This is a genomic window from Chryseolinea sp. H1M3-3 (genome assembly GCF_029360725.1).
Taxonomy (GTDB): Bacteria; Bacteroidota; Bacteroidia; order Cytophagales; family Cyclobacteriaceae; genus Chryseolinea.
The window spans coordinates 325863-344784 of the sequence record NZ_JARKMY010000019.1 but is presented as its reverse complement, the minus strand read 5'-3'; the positions used below and the strand labels follow the sequence as shown (position 1 = coordinate 344784).

Annotated in this window: 17 protein-coding genes; 10 read left to right on the top strand and 7 right to left on the bottom strand. The window is 42.2% G+C overall.

The window, feature by feature from the left end:
- The first annotated feature begins 19 nt into the window (after positions 1-19).
- Positions 20-718, top strand: coding sequence for an NUDIX domain-containing protein (locus P2W71_RS28460; protein WP_276374956.1), 699 nt, complete (start codon positions 20-22; stop codon positions 716-718).
- A 126-nt stretch (positions 719-844) separates the two neighbouring features.
- On the top strand, positions 845-1270 hold the full coding sequence (gene tsaA, locus P2W71_RS28455) for a tRNA (N6-threonylcarbamoyladenosine(37)-N6)-methyltransferase TrmO (protein ID WP_276374955.1): 426 nt from the start codon (positions 845-847) through the stop codon (positions 1268-1270).
- Positions 1271-1754: 484 nt separating this feature from the next.
- Here tsaA and P2W71_RS28450 read toward each other — a convergent pair whose 3' ends face one another.
- The gene (locus P2W71_RS28450) at positions 1755-2150 is read right to left on the bottom strand and encodes a rhodanese-like domain-containing protein (RefSeq protein ID WP_276374954.1); all 396 of its coding nucleotides are present in this window, start codon (positions 2148-2150) and stop codon (positions 1755-1757) included.
- 206 nt (positions 2151-2356) lie between these two features.
- Here P2W71_RS28450 and P2W71_RS28445 point away from each other — a divergent pair, with 206 nt between their 5' ends.
- The 5 genes from P2W71_RS28445 (at position 2357) to P2W71_RS28425 (ending at position 7287) form a co-directional block, all read left to right on the top strand.
- Positions 2357-3262 (top strand): LysR family transcriptional regulator, encoded by a 906-nt coding sequence (locus P2W71_RS28445; protein ID WP_276374953.1) that lies wholly within the window; start codon positions 2357-2359, stop codon positions 3260-3262.
- Positions 3250-3699, top strand: coding sequence for a GNAT family N-acetyltransferase (locus P2W71_RS28440; protein ID WP_276374952.1), 450 nt, complete (start codon positions 3250-3252; stop codon positions 3697-3699). Before P2W71_RS28445 ends, P2W71_RS28440 begins: the two co-directional genes overlap by 13 nt.
- A gap of 140 nt (positions 3700-3839) precedes the next feature.
- Complete coding sequence (locus tag P2W71_RS28435) at positions 3840-5762, top strand: tetratricopeptide repeat-containing sensor histidine kinase (RefSeq protein ID WP_276374951.1); 1923 nt, start codon at positions 3840-3842, stop codon at positions 5760-5762.
- Between the two features lie 134 nt (positions 5763-5896).
- A complete protein-coding gene (locus tag P2W71_RS28430) occupies positions 5897-6712 on the top strand; it encodes a helix-turn-helix domain-containing protein (RefSeq protein ID WP_276374950.1) in 816 nt (271 codons plus the stop codon).
- A gap of 62 nt (positions 6713-6774) precedes the next feature.
- Positions 6775-7287: a VOC family protein gene (locus P2W71_RS28425; RefSeq protein ID WP_276374949.1), complete on the top strand. Its 513-nt coding sequence runs from the start codon at positions 6775-6777 to the stop codon at positions 7285-7287.
- A 5-nt stretch (positions 7288-7292) separates the two neighbouring features.
- Here P2W71_RS28425 and P2W71_RS28420 read toward each other — a convergent pair whose 3' ends face one another.
- Positions 7293-8060: a LuxR C-terminal-related transcriptional regulator gene (locus P2W71_RS28420; protein ID WP_276374948.1), complete on the bottom strand. Its 768-nt coding sequence runs from the start codon at positions 8058-8060 to the stop codon at positions 7293-7295.
- Positions 8061-8295: 235 nt separating this feature from the next.
- Here P2W71_RS28420 and P2W71_RS28415 point away from each other — a divergent pair, with 235 nt between their 5' ends.
- Positions 8296-9810, top strand: coding sequence for a hypothetical protein (locus tag P2W71_RS28415; protein WP_276374947.1), 1515 nt, complete (start codon positions 8296-8298; stop codon positions 9808-9810).
- Positions 9807-10337, top strand: a complete 531-nt coding sequence (locus P2W71_RS28410) for a YceI family protein (protein WP_276374946.1) — start codon at positions 9807-9809, stop codon at positions 10335-10337. The genes P2W71_RS28415 and P2W71_RS28410 overlap by 4 nt, the downstream gene beginning before the upstream one ends.
- 137 nt (positions 10338-10474) lie before the next feature.
- Here the strand turns inward: P2W71_RS28410 and P2W71_RS28405 are convergent, their stop codons facing one another.
- Both P2W71_RS28405 and P2W71_RS28400 read right to left on the bottom strand, forming a co-directional pair.
- Entirely contained in the window at positions 10475-11281 is an 807-nt protein-coding gene (locus tag P2W71_RS28405) for an ion transporter (RefSeq protein WP_276374945.1), read from the bottom strand.
- A gap of 38 nt (positions 11282-11319) precedes the next feature.
- Positions 11320-14079: a discoidin domain-containing protein gene (locus P2W71_RS28400; RefSeq protein WP_276374944.1), complete on the bottom strand. Its 2760-nt coding sequence runs from the start codon at positions 14077-14079 to the stop codon at positions 11320-11322.
- 263 nt (positions 14080-14342) lie between these two features.
- Between P2W71_RS28400 and P2W71_RS28395 the strand changes: the two genes are divergently transcribed.
- On the top strand, positions 14343-15197 hold the full coding sequence (locus tag P2W71_RS28395; RefSeq protein ID WP_276374943.1) for a sugar phosphate isomerase/epimerase: 855 nt from the start codon (positions 14343-14345) through the stop codon (positions 15195-15197).
- Positions 15198-15449: 252 nt separating this feature from the next.
- Here the strand turns inward: P2W71_RS28395 and P2W71_RS28390 are convergent, their stop codons facing one another.
- The 3 genes from P2W71_RS28390 to P2W71_RS28380 all read right to left on the bottom strand — a co-directional run bounded on the left by P2W71_RS28390 (position 15450) and on the right by P2W71_RS28380 (position 18907).
- Positions 15450-17558 carry a molybdopterin cofactor-binding domain-containing protein gene (locus P2W71_RS28390; RefSeq protein WP_276374942.1) on the bottom strand — a complete coding sequence of 703 codons (2109 nt, stop codon included), beginning with the start codon at positions 17556-17558 and terminating at the stop codon, positions 15450-15452.
- A gap of 3 nt (positions 17559-17561) precedes the next feature.
- Positions 17562-18011 (bottom strand): (2Fe-2S)-binding protein, encoded by a 450-nt coding sequence (locus P2W71_RS28385; protein ID WP_276374941.1) that lies wholly within the window; start codon positions 18009-18011, stop codon positions 17562-17564.
- Between the two features lie 233 nt (positions 18012-18244).
- Positions 18245-18907 (bottom strand): DinB family protein, encoded by a 663-nt coding sequence (locus P2W71_RS28380; RefSeq protein ID WP_276374940.1) that lies wholly within the window; start codon positions 18905-18907, stop codon positions 18245-18247.
- Positions 18908-18922: the final 15 nt, after the last annotated feature.

Below are 18922 nucleotides of genomic sequence, written 5' to 3'. Positions count from 1 at the left end.
TTGAAAAAACAGGTTTAAGGTGGCGTCAACAGACTATATTCCCCATATTTCTTACGATTCAGTGATTTTTGGATTTTCGGGTGATAAACTAAAAATACTATTGCTAGAGTACCACAACACGGAATTGCTGGCGCTGCCAGGCGGTTTTGTAAAAAATACAGAAGATTTGAATGATGCTGTACGCCGCGGGCTTGAGGAACGCACCGGTCTTAAAAACATTTACCTGGAACAGTTTTACACGTTCGGTAATTATCAGCGCCACCAGCCACAAGTATTAAAAACCATACTGGAGGCTAATGGCTTTGATTCAGGCGGTGAATATCGATGGATGCTGGACCGTTTCATTACCGTCGCCTATTATGCACTTATCAATTACAATGAAGTTGTGCCCCAGCCAGACGAGCTGTCGGATTTCTGTAAATGGTATCCTGTCGATCAGTTACCACCATTAATGCTGGACCATGCTGACATCGTCGCTAAAGCGATCGACACGCTCCGGGAAAACATTGACCGCAAATTAATCGGCATGAATCTACTACCCGAAAAATTTACGATGAAAGAGCTGCAGCACGTTTATGAGGCAATCCTTGGAGTCAACCTGCGTCGTACTACTTTTCAGCGTAAAATGCTCGCTTCAGATTTATTGATAAGACACGAAAAAAAATATTCAGGAGAAGCACATAAGGCCCCTTTTCTTTATAGTTTCCGAATTAAGTAAGTGTTGAGGTGTTGATGTTCGAAGTGTTGAAGTGTAGTGAGGGGCGAATGAGTGCTTCAGAAGTAAATTGATTATTGCTTATATCATGGCTCATAAGTTTTTATCGTTCGACTATAATTTCAATATATGACAGATCATGACACTACGCTTCTTCCCACGCTTTATCCGGTTGGTATTGTAAGATCTGGGTTACTTCGAAAAGAAGATTGCCCTTTGCAGGGAGATGAAGGTGCACCGGAAGCCTGGGTCGAGATTGATGAAAAGTTCTCGGAAGGATTAAAAGGACTTAAAGCCGGGCAGTCCGTTATTTTACTTACGTGGTTTCATTTAGCAAACCGCGAGACGTTGGCCTGTTATCCAAGAAATGAGATACATGCGCCGCATGTTGGTGTATTTACAACGCGTTCTCCCGATCGTCCAAATCCAATTGGCTTACATCGGGTAAAAATTTTAGACATCGCAAATGGAAAGCTGAAAGTATATCCTTTAGAAGCTTTGAATGGCACTTTGGTGATTGATATTAAACCCGTCCTTTCTGCTGAAGAATCCTGAATAGAAAGGGAGACTCATCATCAACCCACTAACCTTTAATTTTTATCAGGATGGCATTCATGGACCATCCCGGATTTAGTCCTATTGTAAAGTGCAGACAGTGTGGAGCAAGAGTGGAGCGACAGTGGAACCAGGTTAAGGTTTTCGATCGATGTCTAAGTACCACGCATCCATAATCTCCAACATCCTTACAAGATAAAAAAATGCAACGTAATAAGACAGAATAGCAACGAAAATCACACTTCAAATTTCCTTGCTGCATTGCATAAGTCCCGTTAGGGATAATATATTGGTAGAAGAATATTTCATGCCCATGGTAATCCCGTTAGGGATGGTATATCGTTAGAAAATTCATCACGTTCGAACAAATCCCGTTAGGATGTAATATCATTCACCCCCCGGGATGACTTTAAACCTTTGCCGAATCACCGTTGTGCACCATGACTCACTAAGGAAATGATGCACAACATTTCGGTAAGTTAAGCTAACAAAAGCATCGAACCTTTGCACCCAGCGTTACACCTTGCGTTCCTTCTGTATCATATCCATCCAACTTCCACCACTCAATTCCCCCGATAAGCTCCTTTACTTTAAATCCAAATGAAGCTAACTTAAGCGCACCCTTCGTTGAGGCGTTGCAACCAATACCATCACAATACGTAACGTACAAAACATCCTTCGCAAGGGTCTTGGTGCTTTCTTCACTCATCAATCGATGCGGGAGATTAATAGCACCCGGAATGTGTTCCTTGCTATAACCTTCCGGTCGCCGTGCATCCACCGGAATAATTTTTTCACCATTATTCATCCCTTCAAATAGGTCGGAGGGATCCATCTCGTAAGCAAGTTTGTTCTCGTAGAAATTTACTTGTGCATTCATTGTTGTTTGGTTTAAACACATCAAAAGTGCGCGATAAACAAGTTGTATAAAAACGAAAAGATTTCATCAACATCATCAGCATCGTTCATAATCCAATTTCGATGTCAATAAGACATTTTAACGCTTTTATTTCATCAAATGCATTAGAAAATTTCATTCATAGTCCTGGGGCTAATCACTAACTTTGTCGTCATAAGAATGGGTTCATGGAAATCAGACATCTACGGCTAATAAAAGCAATCGTTGAGGAAGGGAGTATTACCAAAGCCATCGATAAATTGCATCTCACACAATCGGCGTTAAGCCACCAATTAAAAGAAGCAGAATTCCAACTCGGGACGCCCATCTTTCACCGTATCAATAAAAAGATGGTCCTCACTAATGCGGGGGAAAAATTGTATGCCACAGCTAATGAAATTCTTCAAAAACTTTCAGAGACGGAATCTGAAATAAAAAAAATGGTTTTTGGTGAGTCGGGAGAAATTAGAATTAGTACGGAGTGTTATTCCAGTTATCATTGGCTTCCATCATTGATGCGCCAATTTCATTTGCTTTACCCCAATGTTGAACTTAAGATCGTAATGGAGGCGACGCATTATCCATTGGAGAAATTGTTAGCCGGAAATCTTGATGTGGGACTCGTGACCGACATTATCAAGGATGACAACATCGAGTATCTCGAATTATTCCAGGATGAAATGGTTGCTGTCGTAAGCGGGATGCATGAATGGACCGAGCGCAGATATGTAGAGGCAGAGGATTTTGCCAAAGAAAATTTATTCATTCATTCATTGCCCATCAATACTGTCACGGTACATGAAATGGTACTGAAGCCAGCAAATGTAAAACCGAAGAAGATCACGGTGTTACCGATGACCGAAGCATGCCTGGAAATGGTAAAAGCTGAGATGGGAATTATTGTGATGGCCAAGTGGGCGCTAAAACCTTACCTATCACTGTATAATGGGCATTTAAAAATGGTTAAAATCGGAAAACAAGGTTTGAAGAGAACACATTATATCGCAACATTGAAGAACAAGGAAAAGCCGGACTACTTTAAACAGTTTATCGAGTTTTTACAGCATGAAATTACGACAGCATGGAGTATTTGATCCGAAATTTTCAAGAGGGTGATACTACTTCTTTAATTGTATTGTGCGGAAAGCATGCAGCCCATGAGCAAGCGCACTACGAACCAAAGGGGAAAGCCATGAAACTAAAATCAGTACTACTTTCTTCCCCTCCGGCACTTCACTGCTGGGTTGTCGTTGTGGATGGCAATGTTGTCGGATATGCGTCGTTCACATTTGATTTCTCCACATGGGATGCCGGATACTACCTTCACGTCGATTGTATTTTCCTCGACGAACCTTTCCGGGGCCTTGGCATCGGCAAGGATCTTATGAACCGTTTGCTGCAGGTGGCCGTTCAGCGGGGATGTATTAACATGCAGTGGCAGACACCAGCTTTTAATAACCAGGCTATCCAATTTTATAACCGCCTCGGTGCCCAGTCACTGGACAAGAAACGTTTCTTCATAAATTTCTGATCTTGCACCTGTGAAATTGCAGAACGTTATCATTTTTAGCTAGCCGTACATGTTTTATATTATCTTTTAAAGCAAAAGTATTTTAAACAATTATATTTGTTCGGATAACGTGTTGTGCGAATTAGATTTATTTTCATGCAATGAATAAGACGGTATTTACCCTTTTATTATTTCTTACACTGCACTGCCATTTTTTACTTCTTGGGCAGCGCGTTGAAAGTATAGATAGCCTCAAGCTTGCATTAACGACACCTGATGTTAGTGACACCACGGAAATCCACTTGCTGCTTACCATATCCATGAAGTATCAAGGCTTTCAAAACGACTCAGCAATGGCTTATGCTTCGGCGAGTTTAAAGAAGGCAGATGCGATTCAGTATACAAAAGGAAGGGCCGATGCATTGCTTCAAATCGGGCGATTGAAAAGGGATCAGGACAATGCCGCTGAAGCCCTGACTGAAATGTTTACGGCGTTAAAACTATATCGAGAAATTAACGATCAGGTACAAATAGCCAATGCGTTAAATGATATCAGTATCATCTATGCAAATTCGGGTGATTACGAAAAATCATTAGCATATTTCAAACAAGCTCTTGAAATCTTCAGGCAAATGGGTGATTCAAAGGGCGAGTCATATGCCTTGAATAATATAGGGATGATTTATCAGGAATTGAATGACGATGCGATGGCAAAAGATTATTTTTTACAGTCGCTTAAGATTAAAGAGAAGAATCATGACATATACGGCATCTCCCGCGGATACTCTAACCTCGGCTTGCTATCTGAAAACAGCAAACAATGGAATGAGGCTTTGCAATATTACTACAAAGCGGACAGCCTTTATGAAAAAGCGCTGGATGTGAAAGCCCAAGCTATTAATCTAATTTCCATCGCGAGAATAAAAAAAATACAAGGAAAAAATAATGAGGCGAAAAAATATGTTACGCTGGCATTAGAGAAAGGGAAAGAAGTCACAGCGCTTTCTACTATGCTTAATGCATACGAACTCTTATCGTCCCTGGAAGAAGAAAAGGGTAATTTCAAGGCTTCATTGGAATATCAAAAATTATATAATCGCACGGCAGATAGTCTCAACAATGAGAACCACAGGTCCAACCTTGAAGAACTGAAAACAAGATTTAACCTCGAAGAAAAAGAAAGAGAAATTGCGCTGCTAAAAAAAGACAGGGAGTTGCAGCAAGCTGTAGTAGAACGGAAAAATATTGTGACCTATGGGCTAACGGCAGGAATTGTTTTGATGGTCATCATCTTAGCGCTGGTGTTTTACGCTTATCGAGCTACAAAAAGTAAAAAGGATAGTCTCACCGTTAAGAACAAAGAAATTGAACAGCAGCGAAACGACCTTGATAAACTGAATAAAGACAAAGACAGATTTTTCTCTATTTTATCGCATGACCTACGCGGTCCCCTCAGCTCTTTGAAAGGACTCTCCCATTTGCTTACAGGTCATTTAGATGCGTTCACTCCACAGGAACTTATCCAAATTAGAACGAAGATTGACATGTCACTCGACAATCTCACCAACCTGATCAATAATATTTTGGAGTGGTCAATTGCTTCGTCACAAAAAAGAAAAGCAAAGTTCGACAAGATCAATACGCTCGATTTAATTCAAAAAAATATTTCTTTCTACAAGACTATCGCGGAAACCAAGGGAGTAACCATCAGGCACGAGCCGCAGGCAGAATTGTTTGCCTACGCCGATTATCATGCCATTGACACCGTTGTTAGAAATTTGCTGTCGAACAGTATCAAATTCAGTCATCCCAATAAGGAGGTTAGTATCGCTGCATCCAGGTCGAATGGATCAGTTCTCATTTCAGTAAAAGACCAGGGTATTGGTATTCCATTAGACATTCAAAACAATCTATTTACACTCACCGGAAACGTTAGCCAGCCTGGCACCAATAACGAAAAGGGCACCGGACTAGGCCTGACATTATGCAAGGAGCTGATGAAAGAAAATCATGGGGATATTCAAGTAAAAAGTAAACCCGGTGAAGGCAGTGAATTTATTATTACCATTCCAGCGCACGCCTGAATGAAAGTGTCAGGATGCTCTAATCATATATGCGTATAAACCACGTCCCCAGCCATAACACTTTAAAAACGTTTTACGGTGATTGACGGACGTTCGATTCGAGAAATGAATTGATTATCTTTATCAGATTAATCATGGCAATGATTGAAACTTTTCACCAACAGACATTCACACCTATGCAGCCAACGGTCAGGCCAGCAGATCCATTTGTTTCTTATACCGAATTAAAACCAGCCTTTGCGCTTACAGACTTTATATATTGCTATTGGCGACTTAAGTCGGGGAATTTAATTTCCCCGTTTACTTACCGCGTAATTCCTGACGGGTGCATTGACATTTTTTTTGATATGAATAATGTTAACGACAGCAGTGTTATGGGTTGTAGTACGTCGTATTCATCGTTCGACCTGGGGCTTTCGTTCGATTATATCGGCATCAGGTTCATGCCTGCGGCTTTTACGTGCCTCTTCGGGATTGATGCATCGCTATTAGCAAATAAGGAAGAGAATTTTGGTAATGTCGTTCCTGGGGTTTCAAAACAATTATGCCAACTGCTCGAAGGTGTTAGGGATTTTAGCCTTGTAAAAGAGATATTTGATCAATACTTTTTAAAAAAAACTGCTGAACAAAAATTTGCCGTTGACCCTCGCCTACACCAGGCAATTTTGAAAATATGTAAAACACACGGCGGTGTTCATTTGGAACGTGAAATTGATACAGGCCTAAGTCCGAGACAACTACGACGACTTTTTGATTTTTATGTGGGTACTTCTCCGAAAATGTTTTGTAGAATAATTCGTTTTCAATACTTTTTTCACCTCCTAGCTTCATCGGATGGTCCGGGCTACAATAAGTTGCTATATGATGCCGGGTATTATGATCAACCGCATTTTGTGAAGGACTTCAAAAGTTTTTTTGGCCTCACTCCTTCCGAGGCATTACATTCCTAAGATGTCCGTTTTTTACAAGACATTTCCGCCTGCGAAAAGCAGCTTTGTAAAAACTTTGACAAATGACGAAATCCATGTTAACAGCGCTGTTTATAGCGACCATTACATCTGCTGCCTGGAGTCAACAAAACGTAATATCAGATACAATGAATGTAATTAAAATCGATCATGTGTATACGGTTTTTATCACTGCAAAACTTGAGGAGACCGTGAAATTTTATGAACAATATTTTGGATTTACAAAGCTATTCGAATCTGGTTTTTTTGTATTGCTTCAGAGTGCTGGCGACTCAAAATTCAATATCGCCTTTATGGATGAAAAACATCCAACAACTCCGCCTAACCCAAGGGCATTCAATGGCAATGGATCATTTATAACACTTGAAGTCTCTGATGCAAAGATCGTATATGAATCGTTGAAAAGCCGTAAACTTCCCATTGCATATCCATTGAAAGATGAACCGTGGGGACAAAGACGGTTTGGTGTTTTAGATCCCAACAATCTTTGGGTTGATGTTGTCGAACAAATAGAACCTCAACAAGGATATTGGGATCAGTATATGAAGAAACAATAAACCTTTCAATAGTTCTGCCTCACGTAGTTAGCGAGTTCGAGGCTGTTTTTTACATTTGCTTTCCTGAAAAGCATTTGCTTATGATTCTTGACTGTGTATATACTCACAGAAAGCTGATCGGCAATTTCCTGATTTGTAAAACCTTTTACGATTAGTTTTGCAATATCATTTTGACGTGGTGTAATACCTTTTTGTTCTTGCTTGGGATTATAGGTATAAGATTTTATAAAACCATTTTTCCCTTGTTTGAATACATCCAGTGTTACATGGTAAAACTTTTCTTCCGCGGAAACATTGGAGAAGACCATCAGATACAAATACGTTTCGTTGGAAGTTTTGATGGCAAGATTATCATTTTGAATATGCACATATTCACCGTGTTTATTTCTTACCCGATACCGTATCACAAATCGGTGGGCAGATGGATCGTAAGGCTCCGATTGTTTGATGAAAGCGAAGCATTGCTTCAAGGGATGAAGATCATCTTCATGCACAAGCTGAAAAAAATCAGCAAGGTCAAGCTTTTCTAAAAAATCATGAGGATGACCAAAAATTCTTTCGCAATTGATACCCACATATTTGGATTTTACATGGGAGATTGGGCAAAGCATTATTCCACCCTCAGGAAATATCATTTCCGCAAATCGCAAATGGGTAAAAATGATATCACTATTATCCTCAGCTTTATACTCATCATGCTGTGATCCCTTGATTTGTTCGCTTGCAAAAAGATTCTCGTAAGCCTTTGCGGTGTTCTGGGCCTCTCTCTTCATGTTCAGACAATGTTTTTTGTTTCGAAAGTACTGCTAAGAAATGCCCCAAAGTGTCACCTAATTATTGTCAACGTTGGAAGCAATAGTATCTATACGTGATTTTTCAGAATAGGGTTATGAAATTGATTCTTTAGTACTATTTCTACACCAGCGGCAATTCTAAAACTTTGTGCCACAAAAAATTCTCAATAAGGCGAATACACTTTTTTGTTAACGTCACTTTACAACTTATCAAATGAAAAAAATCATTCTCCTGCTTGCGGGTACTTTAATGATACTTCCCGTCACTTCGTTTATAAAAAATTTCAATGGCATACCAAAAACATGGAACTTAGAAGCTATCAAGGCATTCCATCTACCTCCACCTGACGCTAGCGTGAAGGTAGTATATGCGCCAGAGGAATATTACAATTCGTTACCGGATCATATTATTTACAAAACATTTCCGGTATACCTCAGGGAATTTGAAAAACCAGGTTATGTCGATTCATTGAGAAATCTTGAGCCCGAGGTAGTCTTTGATCCGACCAAACTAAAAACACCAGAAGATTGGATCAAAGCTGGGGAACTTGTTTTTAACTGGCCAGTTGCGTATAGCCCTATGAATGACAGCGTGTCAAAGTTAAGCAAAAGTTTATTCGAAGGTTCAAACGGGAGAACTACCCTTGACGGCATTTACCCTTTCAATCGCTATGTACTTTCGGAGAAAGGAAAACTTATGGTTGGATCAGTTTCCTGCGCGTCGTGTCACACCCGAATAATGGATAACGGCGAAGTGATTGCAGGGGCACAGGGAAATCTTTTTAACAATACAAATTTTGCAAATGCAATCCGTAGTGGAAAAATTCCTTTTCCAATTTTGCAGCAAGGATCACATCAATTGAATTATGCACCATGGTCACCATCCAACGTAAAGACTATGCCCTCGAATGCGAATGAGTTTGCGGACTATATTCAGTCAGCACCCGGTGGTGTCATAGACCGGCAAGGTGGTGGTTACGAATATCCTTTCGCGGTGCCCAGCCTGATCGGGATTAAAGACATCAAGTATTTTGATCGCACCGGCTTAATGAGACATAATGGTCCCGGCGACCTCATGCGTTATGCAGCCTTCAATCAAGGAATGGACATGCTTACTTCTTATAACGGTTATATTCCAGGCGGAAAAAACAAGAATTCAGAACTACCAGCTCCCAAGGAATGGAATCATCCGTTTGGATATGTCGGAAAGAAATATACAGACGCACAGCTGTATGCATTGACGCAATACATCTATTCGCTTAAACCACCAAAAAATCCAAACAAGTTTCCCGCTGAATTAATTACACGAGGACGGGCAGTCTTCGCCAAAGCCGGATGTGTTTCATGCCATACGCCTCCGTTGTACACCAATAACAAGCTCACACCGGTGAACGGGTTTGAGCCTCCTAAAGAACATTTTGAAAAGTACGACATCTTTAATGTATCCGTAGAAACAGACTCAGTATCCGCCTTGTATACCAGACGAGGAACAGGCTATTACAAAGTGCCATCATTGCGAGGTGTCTGGTATCAAAGCGCTTTCTTTCACAACGGTAGCCTTAGTACACTGGAAGAAGTGCTGGATCCTAAACGACTTCAACCTGATTTTATTCCCACCGGATTCAAGCCACCACACGTCAAGACGATGGCCGTGAAGGGCCATCCGTTTGGCATGGAGTTGAGTGATGGTGATAAGCGTGCGTTAATTGCCTTTATGAAAACCCTATGAAGATGTTGACAATTTTTCTTTTTGTGTTGGCAATTAAATCAGCACAAATGAACACATCGCCTGTGCCCAGTTGCACGGTAAACTTCAACGTCAATAATGCTGGGTTTGACGTTGAAGGGTCTATCGGTGTCATTGATTCAAAAATTGAATTTGATATCAACGATCCGTCTCATGGAATTATGGAGGCCATCTTGGATCCAGCTACTATTAGAACTGGAATTGACATTCGGGATAAACACCTTAAGCGAAGCGACTTTTTCGACATAGAGAATTATCCAAAAATTCATGTTCGCTCCATTCGTTTCAAGAAAACCGGCAAAAATAAGTTCGATGCTGAATTCGCAATCACCATTAAATCAATAACGAAAAATATTATTGTGCCTCTAACCGTCAGGCAGGAAAGTCGCAAAATTTCTTACACCGCCAATTTTAAAATCAATCGACTTGACTTTAAAATCGGTGAAGAAAGTCTTACGCTTGATGAAATTGTAAATGTAGATGTTCAGGCTAGTGTCAATATTCATTAATAAATTCAAACAAGAGAATTATTACCTACGGCAATACCGTTTCCGCACAACATTCCATGGTTATGCCAGGAAATTAAGGTCTCCAGGACAAAAGTCCTTGACGCTTTTGCAAAAGATCTCATGATTATGCTGATGCATCAAGTTCGAATTTTCTTCTCAAAAGATTTTAATATTTCTTTCATCTCAAGGACCTCACGTTGGAGCATCTCAATTTGTTTTGCACCGGCAATCTCAGCCTTTTTGTTTTCCGCGTCCCGTCCGAGGAAAAATGTTGCAATAGTCGCAGTGATGTATCCGAAGACAGCAAAGGCGAATAGCGATAGGATTATGCATAGCACCCGCCCTTCTGGGGTTTGAGGCCAATACTCGGAACCTAACGTTGTCATGATCATGGTGGTCCACCAAAGTGCCGTACCATAATCGTTTAATCCTCCGGTAATATCTTTTTCGAAGGCATACATTCCTGCCGCCCCTGCAAAAATTACAATTGTTGTCAACAGCAAAACATATCCGAAAGCCCGCCGCTCCATCGTGGCGGATAGCGCTTTAATACCTCTATTTAGACTGCCGATAATTTTAACCAATCTTAAACTTCTTGAAAACCGCAGAATCCGTACGACACGAAAGACGCGTGCAATACGTAACGCAGGTACGACTAAGGAGATCACCGTTAGTACGTTCGACTTGATGTATTGAACTTTCTTTGGCGCAAGAGAAAACTTCAACAAAAAATCAATAATGAAAATAATCCAAATGACGACACCAATTCGTTCGAGCAATGGGTTCGTCTCGAACACAAGTTCGACAACCAGTAAAATCAGCCAGATAAATCCGAGTATGATCAGTGGACCCTCAAAGAGATTTTCAATCCTGGCTAAAAGTCTCTTCCTTTCTTTGATTGCGTTTGTACCCATCCGTTGTTTCTTATCTTCTGGATTAAACAACAGGATTCTAATTTTGATTAGCGGATCATTTGTTTTCCCTATAAGAAACCGTACAGTTTAAACTCTCGCATTGTCCATGCCACTTCATAGTCAAATGGTTGACCCCTTCTTTCTCCGTGAACGATGGATTCTGATTTAGTCAACGTAATGCGGAAAAATTTTGCTTGAACCGGGTTGAATCGAATGGTAGTATTTGCTCCGGAGCCTTCACCATCGCTAACTATTTTCGTCCACTGACTGCCGTCCATGGAGACTTCCAAGTCATATCCCCTTGGATAGGTATGAATAGGTGGTGGCGAGCCTTGTCTCCAGCCCCTGTTGATCGGTGGCGACTTAAACTGAATTTCAGAAATGGTTGCCACTTTTGGAAGTTCAACCTGGAACCACATCCCTTTTTGTTGCGTAACGCCCGTGGTCCAACCTTCAAAGTTAAACGCTCCAAGTGCCGATGCGGTGCTCCCTTTCCGGACTTCCCCTGTATGACTTGCGGTCATTTTCCATTGCGGATCAGCCTCCAGCACTTTTGGAATGGATGCCCACAATGCATCAAACTTATACATAGATTTTTGCTGCGCAGTTTCCTTCCGCACGCGTGCTACGTCGGCTGGCGTGATCAATGAAGATTCATTCTCGAAATTGGCCCTTACAAAAGAGGCGACGGAAGCGATCCATTTGTCGTTATTGCTACCCATAGGCGCCATCATAATACCTGCATACGATTCACCCTGGATATCCCCCGTCATGCCATGAAGAAGGGTTTTAACAATGTAATCAGGATGGGCCTGGATGCGAGACGAGCCCACCAACGATGGTGCTAATAGCTTGCCCTGGCCAGCAGGCGTTCCGTTGCCCAGCGGACCATGACATGTTGCACACAGGCTGCTGAAAATCTTCGCCCCTTCGCTTACAAGTGCCTGCTCTTCTTCGCTGAAGTTTGGATTACTTCTTCCAAAAAAGGCGGTAACCACGGGTGGTTCCAAAACTTGCTTTCCTACTAACTGGACACCAGCCGTCGTATCACTCGCCATAACCTTTTTAACTTTGTCATTGGTGCCCGGAATTTTCAAAAGTCTACCGGTCATCATAGCACGCATTTTTACCTGCGTGTCTTTGTCGTCCATCATGCTAAGATAGTCATCGGCAAAGGACTTATCTCCAGCTTTATAAAGTGATTCGCTTACCCAAAGCGCCATCGCCCGCATGCGTGGGTTTGAATCTTTTAACAGTTCTTTAACGAGCGGCGATTCCAGCGCTCCAATGCCCTCCAATACCCATAGTGCATGGAATTTTGCTACCAGGTTATCGCTTGTTTTTACGATGTTAACCAACGCTGGGGCTACAGATTTATCTTGCCGTTGCACTAATACCTGTTGGGCCATATCGCGCCACCAGCCATTCGGGTGACTGAGGTGCTTTAACAATTCCTGCGATGATTCTTCATACATTCTGGGCTTCGTTTTATCGCGATCCATGTCTTCGTATGTCAATCGCCAGATCCGTCCTAAGTTTATCACCTTATCCAATTGATACTGCTCGATTTTCGCTCTTAGATAGGAACCCACAGGTGTCCATTCGCCCTCTTGAATAATTCCATGATACATATCAACAATGTACAGGGTACCATCAGGTGCTGTCGCCATATCGACGGGTCTGAAAAGCGGATCTGACGAGCGAATAAATTCTGCTTTCTGATCCTGATATACATTATGCAGTATGGACAACCCACCTTTTATTTCTGTATTGACTTGTCTTACGATACGGGCTACTGGCTCACCGTAAAAATACTGTCCAACCAACTCTTTGGGTAGGCGGTGACCCCGGAAGATATCGTTACCAGATGCGCCCGTTACACGATTGAGCGTTCCCTCAGGCATCCTCACCGCGGCCATACCACCTTGCATGTCGGCTACGAGTACCGGTGCACCCCACGGCACATCGAAACCTTCGGCGAAATTCTTTTCAACAATATAGTCACCATAGTGAACTGGAAACTGAAAATAGGAAGGCAATCCATTCGAGCCACCTTGAAACCAGAGTTTGCCGTCATCATCATGAGTTATTCCCCACTGCGCGTGGTTCGATGCCGTTGATTCGCGTATAACACCGTTTGGCGTTTCGCGAACGCGAAATGGATTAACGGTACTGTATAACCAGTTATCCATACCCCAGTATAAAAATGCCTGCTGATGTTCAACATTACCGGCGCGACCAAAATTGCCTGTAAAAAATTCCTTCTTATCTGCTTTGCCGTCGTTATTTGTGTCGGTGTATTTATAAACATTGTCGGCATTGGATTCCATGGTAAGAATGCTGTTGGGTCCAACGGGTAATACGAAGCGCGGAAACACGAGGCTATCTACGAACATACCGCCACTTTCATACACCCCATCATTGTCTTCGTCCTCCCAGCGGGAAATTCCACTCACGGGTTCGAGTGTACCTTTTGAATCGGCTGTTAGCATGTATGAACGAAGTTCCAGTACATACATTCTCCCGTTACCATCAAATGTAATTGCACCCGGCTGCTGGATCTGAGGCTCGGTCAGCACGGCTTCTAATGAATATCCCTTCGGCAAAATAAACTTATCTTTTTCTTCGTCGACAGGCAATGGAAGCACCGGAGGTTTCGGTTCGAGATCAATACCTTTCCAATATTCACTGGTAGTGTCGGCGCCCTCGGGTAATTTTACCACCGGCCAACTTGCCTTGTCTGCTTCTTTGTTAGCTTTAGAACAGGCGGAAAAAATAAACACGGTACCGGCAAAAAAATAAACATGCCGGATGCGAAAGACTTTCATTGAAATCATAATGTGGTTAATTGGGTATGCAAAATATCCTGTTACGCATTAATATCATAGCCGCTTAAATAAGATATGAGGAATCTGTCAACCGTTGGTCTTTAATGGCCCTCCGAAGGATTGCGGAGATGATAAAAATGAATATCATCCACCTCTGAAAAAAATCCTGTTTGACAATTCATGGAATTAGCTTAATTAGCCTGGGACTGATTCAATAAACCCAAGTTACCTAAGCAACTCAACCACTAAACACATTACAACACATGAAAAAGTTAACAACGAAATGTCTGTTGATATTGATGCTGATCATTCCAGCCTGCGTTCTGGAAAGCCACGCGCAGGCAATTGGAATTCAGTTAGGCACGATGCGTAAAATGATGCCGGAAGGAATGCCAGCAGTTATCGCAAAATTAAAGGAACTCGGGATAACGGAGATTGAAGGAGGTGGCGGCAGAAATATGGATCCCGCAGCTTTCAGAAAGTTAGTAGAGCAAAATGGATTAAAGGTAATTGCCACCGGTGCTGGTTTCGATAATCTGCAAAACAAAGACAGCATTCAAAAAATTATTAAGAATGCAAAAGCACTTGGTGCTCAATACGTCATCTGCTATTGGATTCCTCATGACGGCGATAACTTCACCTTTGCAGACATGAAAAAAGGAGTTGAAGTATTTAATGCTGCCGGCAAAACATTAAAGGAAAACGGCTTGACATTATCCTATCATGCCCATGGCTATGAGTTTAGAGAATATGCAGAAGGAAAAGGAACGCTTTTCGAATACTTTATGGAAAACACCAAACCGGAATATGTAACGCTTCAGATGGATGTTTTTTGGATGAAAAATCCTGGACAAGATCCTGTAGCACTACTAAAAAAATATCCAACGCGTTGGAAAAGCCTTCATCTTAAGGACAGAAGAGTTGGAACACCTGACAATCTAAACGGACGCCAGGATAAGGAAACAAATGTAGTGCTCGGTACAGGTGACGTTGGAATTGGAGAGGTTATGAAAACTGCCAAACAAATAGGCATTAAACATTTTTTTATAGAAGACGAATCTACGCGAGCGCTGGAACAATTGCCGCAACATGTGGCGTATCTAAAGTCGCTTAAATAGTGAGCGCAAGTAGTGTCATCGTTAGCCGCGACCTGATTTCAAGAAATGATTGTACAAAGCGTAAGTATTAAAACTTCGGCGGTAATTGGAGCTTGCACGATGCCAAGGCGAACAGGTTAAATTCGTTTTTGCGTCGTGCAAGCCTTTTGTATTTCTGGCAGGGAGTTCAAAAAACTACTGGCAATAAAAGGCATCCTTAGTCACACGATGTATCTTCCGTATTTAGTGAATTACCTGATTGTCTCTGTAAGCTTACGTGGTCATGTCCAGCGGCAGGCCATACATCTTCCTTCCGGTTGCATGATCTATCGCATTCCTGACTGCCGGTGCAATACCAAGAATAGGTGTCTCCCCTGCTCCCACTGAAGGGATATCTTTCCGGTTGAGCATGACAACGTCCAGTTCGGGAGTGTCGCTAAACCGCGGCACACGATACTTTGAAAAAGATGCATTTAGTATTTTTCCGTCCTTGAAGTCAATGCGTTCAAAGAGTGCGCCGCCCAATCCTTGAATTACTGCGCCCTGAATTTGATTTTTCAAATGTTCTGGATTGATAATAGCCCCGCATTCGAACGCAACGACTACACGCAGCAATTTTGGAATCGCGTTTGAGGAATCTATTGATACCTCCGCGCAGGTGGCAACATAGCTTCCCTTTTCATTGCCACACGCAATTCCATAGCCATGGTTAGCGTCCGGCTTTTTATTCCATCCAAACTTTTGCGCCGCAGCTTGGAGTACATCCTTCATCCGCTGTTCACGCAAATTTTTCAACCGAAACTCCAATGGGTCTTGCTTTAGTTCCCTAGCGAGGTCATTCATTATACATTCTCTTGCAAAGACATTGGCAGTGGCAGCCAATCCACGGTAACTGCCCTGACGCAACGGAGAATCCATGCCGTGAAATTGAATCTTCTTATTGGTCACCTCATATGGTGTTTCAATTCCTGATCCACCCGAATTATGATTGTGAAATTCCCAGGATGTTAACTTACCGTCTTTGCCTGCGCTTGCTTTTATATCGATAACACCAGCGGGACGAAAATATGCCCAGGTAAATTCTTCTTCACGTGTCCACACAATTTTCACCGGCATAGTTGCAGCTTTCGCTAAGCGCGCAGCTTCAATGCCAGCTTCGCCTGTATGTTTTCCGCCATACCCTGAGCCTGTATCGGGTTGGATAACGCGAATGTTTTCTTTTGGCATGTTAAATACTTCCGCAAGATCTTCTTGCACACCAAAAGGACGTTGCGTTCCTGTCCAAACCGTAAGTTTATTATTTGCCCATTGCGCAAGACCCGCGCGGGGTTCTAAAGGAGCATGTGCGATATAGTCGATCGTAAATGTTTTTTCAATCTTTACCTCCGCATTGGTAAACGCATTGGCAGCATCGCCAGCGGAACCTTCGTCGGAACCATTTTTGTCCGAGTGCTTCCTGATGTAATCAAATATTTCCGTTCGAGATGGTTGAGGAGTTGTCTTCCATTCCGCTTTAATTGCTTTTATAGCTTTGGATGCAGTAGCCAAATCGGGGGCTGCCACTCCGATAAAATCTCCCTCGTGAACGACCGTCACTCCGTTCATATCTTTCGCAGCCTTTGCATCAACCGATATCAGCGATGCCCCGAAAGAAGGAGCACGAAGGACCTTTCCATAAAGCATACCCGGCAACTTCATATCGGAAACAAACTTATGTTTGCCCGTAACAAATGATTCGCCTCTCACCTTTTTAATGGAGGTTCCCGCGACTTTCCATTCGTCGACGCGCTTAATATTTACTTTATCATTAATGGATTTGAGTAGCTTCTCGCCTTTTGTTAATTCACCAATATTTATGGATTGATCGGCTGTAGTATTTTTTATGACGCCGTTTTCCATGAACAACTGTCTGCGTTCAATTTTCCATTTTGCTGCGGCCATGTCCATCAGGATCTCCCGAGCAGTTGCAGCAGCTTTTCTCAATTGTGGTCCCATGTAAGGAATAGACCTGCTTCCAAATGTGCCGCGATCGTATGGCGTAAGCGCCGTGTCTCCCATTACCATATCAATCTTGTCCATTGAAACCGGGAATTCTTCCGCCACAATTTGCGCGAGAGAAGTTCGAATGTTTTGTCCTACTTCTGCTTTACCGGTGTACACAGTAACCTGACCTGTCTCGTTCACATGAATCCATGCTGCAACCTGATCTTCCGGCACGGGTGATATCAGTTCTTTTGATAAACCGGTTGTGAGGGTAAACGTAACAGCAATACCACTTCCCAATATTTCAAAGAAGCTTCTCCTGTTCATTTTAAACTGATGCGATGGTTTTTCAAACAGTTCATACTGCTCCGGCGCAATGTCTGGCTTTTCTGCTTTCATAATTTATACCGTTGAAGCTTCCTGAATTGCTTTAATAATACGTGGATAAGTGCCGCACCGGCAAATGTTACCTTGCATAGCGGATACTATGTCTTGATCCGAAGGATTTGAGTTCTTTTGAAGCAAGGATACCGCTGACATGATCATGCCAGGCGCGCAGTATGCACATTGAAATACATCAGCATTAAGAAACGCCGTTTGTACCGGATGCAACTCACCATTCTTTTCCAGGCCTTCAATGGTGGTGATTTCTTTTCCTTCCATGCTACTGGCTGGTGTTATGCACGAACGGGTGGCCTTTCCATCTATCAATACAGTGCATGCGCCACAAGCGCCTTCCCCGCATCCATATTTGCTTCCTGTAAGATCGAGGTGATTGCGCAATACCATCAGCAAACTTTCGTCAGGGCCAGCGTTTACTGAATGTTGCTTATTGTTTATGTTTAGTACCATAGGCAATTGGTGGTTAGCGGATCCAGATAATTACATGAAACGTAATTATTCGTTAACAAATTTTGTTCATAATTGTCTCAACGCCCTGATAATTGTATTCGAAAAGGAAATCGAGGCAGGCATATTAATCGTAGTATGGCTAAAGATGCATCGTTTGATATTCTTGGCCTGCCATCAAAAACTTGCGCAGATCAAATCGAAATATTGAGCAACATTAATATACAATAGCGATATTAATCATTACCCGGTTTAGCCCCTGGCAGGCGACTTCTTAAAAATGCAATCTGCCCGCGGTGATTTGCTTCGTGCTCACAGACATGAAACCATTTCCAGTACGTGTTTAGCGGGCGCTCTTTTGACCATTCAGGATCAACGGCTAACAACCAGTTATCGTCTTTCTTTTTTAATTCGGCCAGGGTCTTTTGTCGTACTTCAGTAATGGCATCAATATAATATTGGACTTCCTTTCCTTTAATATTTTTTCTGCCTTCATCGCCCAGCTTCATCGCAGCTCCCCACATTTTTTTTTCTTCATCATTATAATCTTGCCTGCCTTCGAATGTATTGGCCTGATAAAACTTCTCCGTGGCGCCTAAGTGCATTATTAAGGCACCGATGGTATTGGCATGCGCATCGTGCTGGTAATCCAGTTGCTGCATGGACATAGATTTAACCATAGAGATGATTGTATGGCGGTTATAGTTCAGCATAGATACCAATGTTCCAATTTGAGGCGAATAACCTTCCAAAGGTCCGATTACAAAAACACTTTCATCGGAAGCGATTTCATTTGCATAAGCAACTTGGTTTAATCCGCTAAAGCCGATGAGACTTGTAGCAACGGAAGCAGTCGTTTTGAAAAACTTCCTTCGGTTTACTTGTTGAACGGGTTTCATTTTATTGAGGGTATT

Bases quoted from the DNA above. Each gene is read 5' to 3' on its own strand.
- tsaA (WP_276374955.1), top strand. From the start codon at position 845: ATGACAGATCATGACACTACGCTTCTTCCCACGCTTTATCCGGTTGGT.
- P2W71_RS28450 (WP_276374954.1), bottom strand. From the start codon at position 2,150: ATGAATGCACAAGTAAATTTCTACGAGAACAAACTTGCTTACGAGATG.
- P2W71_RS28445 (WP_276374953.1), top strand. From the start codon at position 2,357: ATGGAAATCAGACATCTACGGCTAATAAAAGCAATCGTTGAGGAAGGG.
- P2W71_RS28440 (WP_276374952.1), top strand. From the start codon at position 3,250: ATGGAGTATTTGATCCGAAATTTTCAAGAGGGTGATACTACTTCTTTA.
- P2W71_RS28435 (WP_276374951.1), top strand. From the start codon at position 3,840: ATGAATAAGACGGTATTTACCCTTTTATTATTTCTTACACTGCACTGC.
- P2W71_RS28430 (WP_276374950.1), top strand. From the start codon at position 5,897: ATGGCAATGATTGAAACTTTTCACCAACAGACATTCACACCTATGCAG.
- P2W71_RS28425 (WP_276374949.1), top strand. From the start codon at position 6,775: ATGACGAAATCCATGTTAACAGCGCTGTTTATAGCGACCATTACATCT.
- P2W71_RS28420 (WP_276374948.1), bottom strand. From the start codon at position 8,060: ATGAAGAGAGAGGCCCAGAACACCGCAAAGGCTTACGAGAATCTTTTT.
- P2W71_RS28415 (WP_276374947.1), top strand. From the start codon at position 8,296: ATGAAAAAAATCATTCTCCTGCTTGCGGGTACTTTAATGATACTTCCC.
- P2W71_RS28410 (WP_276374946.1), top strand. From the start codon at position 9,807: ATGAAGATGTTGACAATTTTTCTTTTTGTGTTGGCAATTAAATCAGCA.
- P2W71_RS28400 (WP_276374944.1), bottom strand. From the start codon at position 14,079: ATGAAAGTCTTTCGCATCCGGCATGTTTATTTTTTTGCCGGTACCGTG.
- P2W71_RS28395 (WP_276374943.1), top strand. From the start codon at position 14,343: ATGAAAAAGTTAACAACGAAATGTCTGTTGATATTGATGCTGATCATT.
- P2W71_RS28390 (WP_276374942.1), bottom strand. From the start codon at position 17,558: ATGAAAGCAGAAAAGCCAGACATTGCGCCGGAGCAGTATGAACTGTTT.
- P2W71_RS28385 (WP_276374941.1), bottom strand. From the start codon at position 18,011: ATGGTACTAAACATAAACAATAAGCAACATTCAGTAAACGCTGGCCCT.
- P2W71_RS28380 (WP_276374940.1), bottom strand. From the start codon at position 18,907: ATGAAACCCGTTCAACAAGTAAACCGAAGGAAGTTTTTCAAAACGACT.